At 72.1% G+C, this 10,648-nt stretch carries 8 protein-coding genes; 6 read left to right on the top strand and 2 right to left on the bottom strand.

Annotated features, from left to right (window positions below; translation table 11 throughout):
* Positions 1-1,550: M28 family peptidase (locus GT045_RS12090; RefSeq protein ID WP_161334155.1), on the bottom strand; the 1,550-nt coding region annotated here is incomplete at its 3' end.
* A gap of 492 nt (positions 1,551-2,042) precedes the next feature.
* Here GT045_RS12090 and asnB point away from each other — a divergent pair.
* From asnB to GT045_RS12110, 4 genes are read left to right on the top strand one after another with little or no spacing between them, the layout of a single operon-like run.
* Positions 2,043-4,241, top strand: a complete 2,199-nt coding sequence (gene asnB / locus GT045_RS12095; RefSeq protein ID WP_161294951.1) for an asparagine synthase (glutamine-hydrolyzing) — start codon at positions 2,043-2,045, stop codon at positions 4,239-4,241.
* 14 nt (positions 4,242-4,255) lie between these two features.
* Positions 4,256-5,092 carry a hypothetical protein gene (locus GT045_RS12100; protein WP_161334156.1) on the top strand — a complete coding sequence of 279 codons (837 nt, stop codon included), beginning with the start codon at positions 4,256-4,258 and terminating at the stop codon, positions 5,090-5,092.
* Entirely contained in the window at positions 5,092-5,376 is a 285-nt protein-coding gene (locus tag GT045_RS12105) for a PqqD family protein (protein ID WP_161294955.1), read from the top strand. The genes GT045_RS12100 and GT045_RS12105 overlap by 1 nt, the downstream gene beginning before the upstream one ends.
* A gap of 40 nt (positions 5,377-5,416) precedes the next feature.
* Positions 5,417-6,559, top strand: coding sequence for a diiron oxygenase (locus GT045_RS12110; protein ID WP_161334157.1), 1,143 nt, complete (start codon positions 5,417-5,419; stop codon positions 6,557-6,559).
* 100 nt (positions 6,560-6,659) lie between these two features.
* On the opposite strand, the gene clpX is transcribed toward GT045_RS12110, so the two are convergent.
* Positions 6,660-7,943, bottom strand: a complete 1,284-nt coding sequence (gene clpX, locus GT045_RS12115; RefSeq protein ID WP_161334158.1) for an ATP-dependent Clp protease ATP-binding subunit ClpX — start codon at positions 7,941-7,943, stop codon at positions 6,660-6,662.
* Positions 7,944-8,138: 195 nt separating this feature from the next.
* Between clpX and eno the strand changes: the two genes are divergently transcribed.
* Positions 8,139-9,419, top strand: a complete 1,281-nt coding sequence (eno, locus tag GT045_RS12120; RefSeq protein ID WP_161334159.1) for a phosphopyruvate hydratase — start codon at positions 8,139-8,141, stop codon at positions 9,417-9,419.
* A gap of 92 nt (positions 9,420-9,511) precedes the next feature.
* Entirely contained in the window at positions 9,512-10,576 is a 1,065-nt protein-coding gene (locus tag GT045_RS12125) for an aminotransferase class I/II-fold pyridoxal phosphate-dependent enzyme (protein ID WP_161334160.1), read from the top strand.
* Positions 10,577-10,648 lie beyond the last annotated feature (72 nt).

Consider the following 10,648-nt stretch of genomic DNA (forward strand, 5'->3'; position numbering starts at 1 on the left):
GCCGGTCCCGCCCCGGCCAGCCGGCGGGCCTCGGTCAGCGGCGCCCCGGCGGCGAGCGCCCGCAGGGCCGCGTTCCGGCGCGCCACGTGGTCCAGCAGTCCGCGGCCCCAGTCCCCGTCCGCGCCACCGCCGTCCCGGGCCGTCCGGGCCGCCGCCTCCTGTTCGCCCCGGCACCAGCGCTCCACCAGCCCGGTCCGCACGGCCGGGGCCGGGCCGTCCGAGGCGAGCAGCTGGGCCAGGGCGGCGCCGGCCACGCAGGAGCGGGCCATCTCCACGGGGGACACCTTGTCCGGACCGTCGCCCGCCGAGTGGTTGAAGCGGTCGTCCGGGTGACAGAACTGGACGGCCGGCCGGTCCACCGAGGGGTCGGCGTACAGCGCGTGGTCGGAGAAGCCCAGGAACGGGGACGGCCGCCAGCTGCCGGGGCTCGTGGCGGTGGCCGCGAACACCTGCTCCACCACGTACTCGGCCAGCGGTGAGAGCAGGGTCGGCGTCGTCTCCGGCGCCCGCTCGACGACGAACGGCGAACGGCACAGCGCCTGGTCCTCGCCGACCATGTCCAGGTTGATCAGCGCCGCCGGCAGTCCGCCGCCGCCCGGCTGTGCCCGCCCGTGCAGCGCGGCCGCGTTGCCGAGGAACTCGGCACCCCAGAAGAACCGGACCGGGCGACGGGCGCCGTACCGGGCGTCCGACCGCCGCAGCCGGGCCAGTGCCGAGGCGATGCCGAGCAGCGCGGCGACCCCGGACGCGTTGTCGTTGGAGCCGGGGCGCGGATGGCACAGGTGGCCGGTGAGCCAGATCTCCTCCGCGTCGTCGTCGCCCGGCAGCACCCCGCTCACCAGCGGCATGGCGGCGGTCCGGTCCACGGCGACCTCGGCGTGCGCGACCGCGCCCCGGTCCGCGGCGGCCAGGGCCCGCCGGAACGGCGCGGGGGTGAGGCTGAAGCCGAACAGGGCGCTGTCCGGCGGCAGTTCGATGCGGCCGACATGCGGTGCGTCCTCGGTGCCCTTCCACGGGGCGTCCGTGACGAGACCCAGCGCGCCCGCGGCCGTCAGGTCGGCCACCAGCGAGCCCCGGACGAACGCCGCCCGGTCCACCACCGCGATCGCCCCGGCCACCGCGGCACCGACCGGGCCGTCGCCGCGCACCGGGACCAGCGGGGCGACGACGCCGCCCGCGGGGGTGGCGGCGGAGTAGGTCGCCACGGTGAAGGGCTGCTCGGCGTGGTCGGCGCGCACCACCGCCGGGGTGTCCGTGCCGGGACCGGCGTGCACGGTCAGGCGGGCGCCGAGCGGCGTCCACGAGACCGGTGCGCGGAAGGTCCACCACTGCTCCTTGCCGTCGGCGGGGAAGTGCTCCACGCCCACGTCCCGCAGTCCGGCGGCCCGCGCGGCCTCGGCGACGTACTCCGCGGCGCGCTCCAGTCCGAGCGAGGCCTGGTAGCGGTCGTGGGCGCTCAGCCGGGCGACGTGGCCCATGACGTCGTCGGTCCGCACGGCCCGCAGCAACGGCCCGACCAGGGAATCGTCCGAAACCTGTGAATCACCCATGGATAACACTCCGGAAAAGTCGGCTTGATTACCGGGGGTCCTATCCTTACAGAGCGCGCACGGGGCCGGACAATCGCAAAGTTGTCTCACGTCGTGCTCAGTTTTCCGTGGGTGCCCGATCCGGATCGCCCCACCGAGACCGCCCCTCACCTGCGAAGACACCAACTCACCAGCCCTGGTTTAACAGTTGACTGTCTCATGTGGACCTTGACGGGGCCACCGGCTGGCTTGTTGCATTTCCGTTGTCGGAATCCAGGAATCGCGGGGACGGATTTCTCGTCCCCAACATTCCCGAGACATCGCGGGGAGGTGAATGCAATGCGCAAGTACACCAAGCCGGCTGCCAAGGAGGTCACCTCCGGCACCGTCCTCAAGATGGTCGTCTGAGCCTGCTCGGACGACGCCCTTGCCGCGCCCGGCTCCGGCCGGGCGCGGCGAGCCCGACAGCGAAACCGACGTGGATCCAGTCTCCGCAGCGAGCGAGGTAGAGGTATGTGTGGCCTGTCCGGCATTGCTCGGGTCGACGGCCGTCCCGTGGATGAGGGAGCGGACGCCCTGCTCCGCCGGATGGCGCGCGCGGTGGCTCACCGGGGCCCCGACGACGAGACCTACTTCCGCTCCGGCCCGCTGGGCCTGGGCTTCGTCCGGCTGTCCCTGGTCGACCCGGAGGGCGGTGCCCAGCCGCTCGCCACGGACGACGGCGGCCTGGTCCTCATCGCCAACGGCGAGATCTACAACCACCGTGAGCTGGCGGCCGGACTGCCCGCCGGCACCCGGCTGCGCACCCGCTCCGACTGCGAGGTGCTGCTCCATCTCTACCGCCGCGACGGTCTGCGCTTCCTCGACCGGGTGCGCGGCATGTTCTCGCTGGTGCTGTGGGACCGCGACCGCGGCCGGCTGGTGTTCGCCCGCGACCGGTTCGGCATCAAGCCGCTCTTCTACCACCTGAACCACGAGCGGATCGTCTTCGCGTCTGAGATCAAGGCCCTCTTCGAGGACCCCGACTGCCCGCGCGAACTCGACTGGGACGCGGCACTCGGCGACCAGCTGCTCAGCATGGCCCCGGTGACCGACGACAGCCCGGCCCACTCCTGGTTCAAGGACATCGAGCTGGTGCCCGCCGCGTCGATCGTCACGTTCGACCTCCGCGACGGCAGCCGGTCCACCCACCGCTACTGGGACTTCCCCTCCTTCGAGGGCGACGCCGGCGCCTCCGAGTCGCAGCTCGTCGCCGACTACGGCCGGATCCTGGCCGAGAGCGTCGACGACTGCCAGATGGCCGACGTCGAGATCGGTCTCTTCCTCAGCGGCGGCATCGACTCGGCGGCCGTGGCGGCCCTCGCCTCCCTCAAGCCGCACACGTTCACCGCGCTCAACGGCAGCACCCTCGCCAACGGCGACGCGGAGTCCGCGCACCACATCGCCGGCGTCCTCGGCCTGGCCAACGACCAGGTGCTGCTGGACACCGCGCACACCCCTTCCGTCGAGGAGTGGAAGCGGCACCTGTGGCTGCTGGAGACGCCGCTCGCGGGCCCCGAGACGTTCTACAAGTACGAGATGTACCGCTATGTCGGCGCCCACGCGCCCGGGATCAAGGCGATGCTGCTGGGCGGCGGCGCCGACGAGTTCAACGGCGGCTACTCCAAGACGATGGCGGGCGGCGGCGAGTGGCCCGACTTCGTGCGCAACGTCGCCGACCTCGGCTCCGCCCGGGACCGCGCCGTGCGCCCCGACCTCGGCGCCTGGTGGGACGGGGCGGGCCGCTCGATGGTCAGCGCCCGCTACCTGCGCGAGGCGGCCGACCGCCGGGCGAACGACCCGTACTCCGAGCTGTTCCGCTGGAAGTACCGCGACGTGCAGCTCTACAACTGCTGGCACGAGGACCGCACCGCGGCGGGCAACGGCATCGAGGCCCGCGTGCCCTTCCTCGACCACCGGCTGATCGAGCTGGTGGCGGCCGTCCCCGAGCCGCTGCGGGCGAGCCTGGTGTGGGACAAGCAGATCATGCGCCGGGCCATGGTGGGCATCCTGCCGCCCGAGATGGTCGACCGCCCCAAGGGCCCCTTCTTCTACGGCAGCGGCGAACACCTCACCTACCGCACCTTCCTGCGGATGCTGGCCCAGAACGGCGACCAGCTGCTCGACGAGGCGCTCGCCTCCGACGCCGCCCGGCACCACCTGGACGCCGACCAGGTGCGGTCCCGGCTGCGCCGCCTGGAGAACGACCCGTCGGCCGGGCACGTGGAACTGCTGCTGCGGGTGGTCAACCTCGGGCTGCTGGAGCGGATGACGGCCGACCTGCCCACCCCGCACGTCGAATCCCGCAAGGCACCGGTGCCCCAGGGCGTCCCGGTGACCGACTGGGCGGCCGAGCTGCCGGCCATCGAGGCACGCGTGGTGCGCCGCCCGGAGATCTCGGCGGATCAGGTGCTGGAGATCCCCGAGCACGTCATGCTGCTGCACTCGGCCGACGAACCGGCGGTGTGGTACCTCGTGGTCGACGGCAGCATCGAGTACGTGCTGGACGAGCTGGAGAACCCCGACTGGCCGAAGCTGCTGCACGCCCTGGACGGCAAGCAGCCCTACGGCGAGCTGGTCGCCGGGCTCGGCGTCGACGCCGCCACCGTGACCCCGCTGGTCGCCGAGGCGCTGGAGCTGGGCCTGCTGTCGTCGGTGGTCCGCGCGGAATGATGGCGCGCGGCCCGGTGGAGGACCCGAACGCGACCCTGGTGCACGGACCGTGGGAAGGGCTGACGGTCAAGGCCGGCCTGCTCGGGTGCCTGGAAGGACTCGAGAGCCTCGGACTGCTGCCCGCCGACCACCTCGCCGTCATGTGCGTGGGCTCCGTCGCCCGCGGCTGGGCCAACGACAGCAGCGACTACGACTTCAACGTCGTCACCGCCGGCCCCTGGCACGGGCCGGCCGTACGCACCATCCCCGTGGCCCTGCGGCCGGGCACGGTGCCCGCGGCGGTGGAGTACGTCGACGGCCGGCGCTGGGAGATCAAGTACTGGCTGGACGCCCAGGTCGACCAGATGCTGGCGAAGGTGTCCTGGGAGCGGTTCGGGGAGCACACCGCCGCGGCCGACGTGCTGACCGGGACCGAGGAGCTGTTCCTGGAGCGGCTGGCCACCTGCCTGACGCTCAGCGGCACCTCGTGGGTCCGCGTCCGGCGCCTGGGACTCGACGCGACCGCCTTCCGGGCGTTCGTGACGACCCGGTCGCTGGCCGAGGCCGACGCCTCGATCGAGGACGCCCTCGGCCAGCTGGCCGCCGACGACACCGACAGCGCCGTGCTGTCGGCCCGCAAGGCGTTCGGGCACGTGGTGGACGCGCTGCTGGAGAGCCACGGGGCGTTCGGCTCCCGCATCCCCAAGTGGCGGGCCCGGCGCTTTCACGAGGTACGGCCCGCGGCGCTGTCGTACGAGGACTACTGGGCGGTGGAGACCATGCGTGACCTCCCCCAGGAACGGCCCGGGGACTGGGTGACCCGGGTCGTGCAGCTGTGCAGGGACCTGTCGATCGATGTGGAGATTCACTGATGGCGGACACGGAATTGCAGCCGGGCAGCGTGGTGCGCCGCCGGATGGAGGCCCGTACACGCAAGTACCGCGGCAAGCTGTACATAGCCGTACAGGACCAGGCCCTGGAGCTGGACGAGGTCGCGCAGGCCATCTTCCGCCGCATCGACGGCACGTCCACGCTCGCCGAGGTCGCGGCCGGGCTGGCGGAGGAGTACGGGGTACCGGCCGACGAGGCGACCGCCGACACCGTGGAGTTCGCCGTCCAGCTGCTGGAGCACGGGGTCGTGGAGGTCGTGGCGTGACCGCGGTGGCGCGCGGGGACCGTTTCGGGAGAGGTACGGCATGTGTGGGACCGTAGGGATGTTCGTCGGCTGCTCCGCCCTGTCCTACTGTCCCCGGCGCCTGCTGCAAGCCCCCTCGGCGGATCCGGAGGCGCCGGACGGGCCGGAGGGGGACACGGCGGGAGAGGACGCACCGGCCGCGCGCGCCGGTGACGGGAGCGGTGCCGCGCACGCCGGTGACGGGAGCGGTGCCGCCGAGGACACCGGGCCGGGGCCGTACCGCAGCCCCTTCCGCAGCTGGTACGAGCGCTCCAGTGTGCGCAGCGCGCCCCGGCGGCTGCTCGACGCCGGGGACGTCGACGGCACGGCGCCCTGGCTGTTCCCGCCCGACCTGGTGCCGGTGACCCGGCATCCCCTGGTCCGTGACCTGCCCGGACGGCAGTTCGAGGACGTGCTGATCCAGCACCTGTACCGGTACCTGGACTTCACCGCGAAGCTCGAGTACCTGGTCGTCAACCGCACCGTGCTCGGCATCGCGCACGGCTCGGTGGGCGTCCCGGTACCCGAGGAGATGCGCCTCGACGCCTACAAGATGTACTGCGACGAGGCGTACCACGCGCTGTTCTCCGCGGATCTCGCCGCCCAGGTCCACCGGGTCACCGGGACACCCGCCCGGCTGCCCGAAGAGCCCTTCTTCCTGCGCCGCCTGACCGGCCTGCTGGCCGGACTCCCGGCCGCCGACCGGCCGCTGGCCGAACTGCTCTTCGTGATCGTCTCGGAGACCCTGATCTCGGCGAGCCTCGCCGAGGTGCCGCAGCGCGGCTCGGTCGCCCCGGCCGTCACCGGCACGATCCGCGACCACGCCGTCGACGAGGGCCGCCACCACGCCTACTTCGCGCACTTCCTGCAGCGGCTGTGGGCCCGTCTCGGACCGGCGGAACGGCGGACGGCGGGCACGCTGGTGCCGTCGCTGATGGACGCCTTCCTGCGGCCGGACCTCGACGCCCTGCGCGAGGAACTCGCCGGGTACGACCTGAAGAGGGACGAGGTCGAGCAGATCGTCGCCGAGGTGTACACGCCCGAGGTGCTGAGCGAGCACGCCCGTGCCACGTCGCAGCAGACCCGGCGCTACTTCCGGGAACTCGGCGCCTTCGAGACCGGCGCGGCACAGGACGAGCTGGCGGCGTACGGCCTGCTGGACTGACCGGCCCCGGGCCCGCGCGGCCGGCCCGGGTGGCCGGGACCGGGTGGCGTGCGCCCCCGGCCCCGCCCGGCCCCGCCCGGGCGGCGTCACCCGGCCGGCGTCACCCGGCCGCCGCCGCGCCGTCCCCGCGGGTCAGCAGCGGTTCCTCCCCCTTCAGGACGGTGCGGTCGGTGACCGTCACCCGCACCACGTCCTCCAGCGACGGGACGTCGTACATCACCGACATCAGCGCCTCGTCGAGGATGGCCCGCAGGCCCCGCGCGCCGGTGCCCCGGCTGATCGCCTGGTCGGCCACCGCCTCCAGTGCGCCCGGCTCGAAGGCCAGCTCCACACCGTCCAGCTGGAACAGCCTGCGGTACTGGCGCACCAGGGCGTTCTTCGGCTCGGTGAGGATGCGCAGCAGCGCGTCCCGGTCCAGCTGGGAGACCGAGGTGATCATCGGCAGCCGGCCGATCAGTTCGGGGATCATCCCGAACTTCACGAGGTCCTCGGGCGTCACCCGGCCGAAGAGGTCGTCGGCCACGGCCTCCTGCCGGGACCGGACACTGCCGCCGAAACCGATGCCCTTGGCGCCGGTCCGGGCCTCGATGACCTTCTCCAGGCCCGCGAAGGCGCCGCCGACGATGAAGAGGATGTGCGAGGTGTCGATCTGGATGCCCTCCTGGGCCGTGCGGCTGCGGCTGCCGGCGACCGCGCCGGTCCCCCGCCCGGGCGGGGCGACGGTCACCACCGAGCCCTCCAGCACCTTCAGCAGCGCCTGCTGCACGCCCTCGCCGGAGACATCACGTGAGACAGCCGGGCCGTCGCCCCGGCGGGCGATCTTGTCGATCTCGTCGATGTAGACGATGCCGGTCTCCGCCCTGCGCGGGTCGTGGTCGGCGGCCTGGATCAGTTTCATCAGCATGGCGTCCACGTCCTCGCCGACGTAGCCCGCCTCGGTGAGGCCGGTGGCGTCGGCGATGGCGAAGGGGACGTCGAGGATCCGGGCCAGCGTCTGGGTGAGCAGGGTCTTCCCCGAGCCGGTGGGGCCCAGCAGCAGGATGTTGGACTTGGCCAGTTCCACGTCGTCGTCATCGGCCGCCGCCGCACCGCGCACCCGCTTGTAATGGTTGTACACGGCGACGGAAAGGGACTTCTTGGCCCGCTCCTGGCCCACCACATAAGTGTCCAGGAATGCCCGTATCTCACGTGGCTTCGGCAGCCCCTCGGCGAGGCCCGCCTTTGGCCCCCCATTTCTCGCTTCCTCGACCACTTCCGCGCACAGGTCGACACAGCCGTCGCAGATGTGCACGCCCGGCCCGGAGACAATCTTCAAGACTTCATCTTGTCTCTTCTCGCAGAACGAGCATGCCAGTTGGGAGCCATGGTTGCCGGCAGCCGTCATCGGGTGAACTCCTTCGTACGGTTCGAGAAAAACTCGGATGCGCGGAACTTACCCAACCGCCGGGTAACGTCAATCAATTGAGTGACACCCTGCTCAATCGGCGAGCCGCGGTTGCGAATAGTGAGACGTCCGTCGCACCGCCGACGCAACTCTGGCAGGATGTCGGCGAGTTAATCAATGCGTCCGAGGAGTCACATGACCGCGGTATCCCGAGTCGTAGCCCGTGAAATCGTCGACAGCCGTGGCAATCCCACCGTCGAGGTCGACGTCACCCTCGAGGACGGCTCGTTCGGCCGGGCCGCGGTGCCTTCGGGCGCGTCGACCGGCGCCAACGAGGCCGTCGAGCTGCGTGACGGCGACAGCTCCCGGTTCCACGGCAAGGGTGTGCGCACCGCCGTCGACGCGGTCAACGGACCCATCGCCGAGGCGCTGCGGGGCCTGGACGCCGAGGACCAGGTCCTCGTCGACGAGACGATGATCAAGCTGGACGGCACGCCCAACAAGGGTGCCGTCGGCGCCAACGCGATCCTGGGCGTCTCGCTCGCCACGGTGAAGGCGGCGGCCGCGGCCCACCGGCTCCCGCTGTACCGCTACGTCGGCGGCGTCGGTGCCCGGACCCTGCCGGTGCCGATGATGAACATCATCAACGGCGGCGCCCACGCCGACAACCCGATCGACTTCCAGGAGTTCATGATCGCGCCGGTCGGCGCGCCGACCTTCGCCGACGCCGTGCGCATGGGCTCCGAGGTCTTCCACACCCTGCGCAAGGCGCTGGCCTCGGCCGGCCACAACACCAACGTCGGCGACGAGGGCGGTTTCGCGCCGAACCTGCGCAGCGCCGACGAGGCCCTCGACTTCGTGGTCCGCGCGATCGAGCAGACGGGCTACACCCCGGGCGAGGACGTCGTCCTCGTGCTCGACCCGGCCACCTCCGAGTTCTTCCGCGACGGGGTGTACGACTACGCGGGCGAGGGTGTGAAGCGCTCGGTCGAGGAGCACATCGCCTACCTCGCCGAACTCGTCTCCCGCTACCCGATCGCCTCCATCGAGGACGCGATGGCCGAGGACGACATCGAGGGCTGGAAGCAGGTCACCGCCGAGCTGGGCGGCAAGATCCAGCTGACCGGCGACGACGTCTTCTGCACCAACGTCGAGCGGCTGAAGGACGGCATCCGCGACGGCTACGCCAACTCCATCCTGGTCAAGGTCAACCAGATCGGCTCGCTCACCGAGACGCTCACCACCGTGGAGACCGCGCACAAGGCCGGATACACCGTGGTGATGTCGCACCGGTCCGGCGAGACCGAGGACACCACGATCGCGGACCTGGCGGTGGCCACCAACTGCGGTCAGATCAAGACCGGTTCGCTGTCCCGCTCGGACCGCACGTCGAAGTACAACCAGCTCATCCGGATCGAGGAGGAGCTGGGCTCGCAGGCCGTCTACCCGGGCGGGAGCGTGCTGCGCGTCCGCTGACGCCGCCGTCTCACCCTCATGGCCGACCTCAGGGGCGGGCGCAGCGTGCGCCCGCCCCGTCCCGTCCCCGCACCGGAAGGCGATCACCGTCCATGCCCCTCGCCATCGGCTCGTACGAGAAGCTGCGCGACCTGTCGGACGGGTCGGACCTGCTCAACCTGGCCTGGACGCAGGACGAACGGGACCTGCTGGGTGCCGACGTCATGGCGGTCGTGGCGCAGGAGCTGACCGCGGAGGTGGCCGAGGGGCTGCCGTACACCGGTGACTACATGGTCAAGGACCCCTACGGCGAGGGCGTGCTCGGCCCCGCGGTGGCGGAGTTCTTCGGCCGGCCCGGCTGGACCGCCTCGGTGACGTGCGGCGCCGGTGTCGGGCCGCTGCTGCACGGCCTGAGCCTGCTGGCCGCGGGCGGCACGGTGGAGGTCGTGACGGACGTCTACCCCGACTTCCCGCACTGGGTGGCCAGGGCCGGCGGACGCGTCGTGCCCTTCGGCTCCGGACCGCCCGGCGACGTCCTGCTGCTGGAGCGTCCCGCGCTCACCGACCACCGCTTCGCCGGTCTCGACGCGGTCCGCGAGCTGGCCGCGGGGGCGGCGGAGCGGGGCGCGGTGGTGCTGGTCGACGAGTCCAACGCCAACTACTGCCCCGCCCGGTACAGCGCGGCCAACCTCGCCGGGGAGCTGCCCAACCTGCTCGTCGTGCGCGGACTGTCCAAGGCGTACGGCCTCGGCGGGGTGCGCCTCGGTTACTGCGTGGCCTCCGCCTCCCTGACCGAGGCGGTGCGGGGCGCGGTGGCGCCGCTCGGGGCGTCCTCGCTGTCCCTGCGCATCGGACGGCGTGTCCTCGGGCTCGGCGACGTGACGTCCGGTCTGCGGGCGGAGATCGCGCGGAACAAGCCACTCGTGCGGGAGCTGCTGTCCGCCGCCGGGGTACCAGGGCCGGTCGCGGCGGCGGACGGGCTTCCCTACGTCCTCTTCCCCGAGGAACCGCAGGCGGCGGTCGAGGCGCTGGCGGCACGGGGCGTCCAGGGCAAGGTGCAGCCGGTGTGGTCGGCCACGACCGGCGCGCTCACCGCGACCGGCCGGATCAGTGTGCCCCTGGCGGCCTCCCGGCTGGCCGAACTGAAGACCCGGCTGAACCGCGAGCCGACCGGCTGAGACCACCCACCGGACCCGCACACCGCCCGACGGAGACCACCCACCGGACCCGCACACCGCCCGACGGAGACC

The organism is Streptomyces sp. SID486 (assembly GCF_009865385.1).
Lineage (GTDB): Bacteria > Actinomycetota > Actinomycetes > Streptomycetales > Streptomycetaceae > Streptomyces.

What these genes read in the sequence shown, in the direction of transcription:
- asnB (WP_161294951.1), top strand. Translation starts at nt 2,043, where the DNA reads ATGTGTGGCCTGTCCGGCATTGCTCGGGTCGACGGCCGTCCCGTGGAT.
- GT045_RS12105 (WP_161294955.1), top strand. Translation starts at nt 5,092, where the DNA reads ATGGCGGACACGGAATTGCAGCCGGGCAGCGTGGTGCGCCGCCGGATG.
- GT045_RS12110 (WP_161334157.1), top strand. Translation starts at nt 5,417, where the DNA reads ATGTGTGGGACCGTAGGGATGTTCGTCGGCTGCTCCGCCCTGTCCTAC.
- clpX (WP_161334158.1), bottom strand. Translation starts at nt 7,943, where the DNA reads ATGACGGCTGCCGGCAACCATGGCTCCCAACTGGCATGCTCGTTCTGC.
- eno (WP_161334159.1), top strand. Translation starts at nt 8,139, where the DNA reads ATGACCGCGGTATCCCGAGTCGTAGCCCGTGAAATCGTCGACAGCCGT.
- GT045_RS12125 (WP_161334160.1), top strand. Translation starts at nt 9,512, where the DNA reads ATGCCCCTCGCCATCGGCTCGTACGAGAAGCTGCGCGACCTGTCGGAC.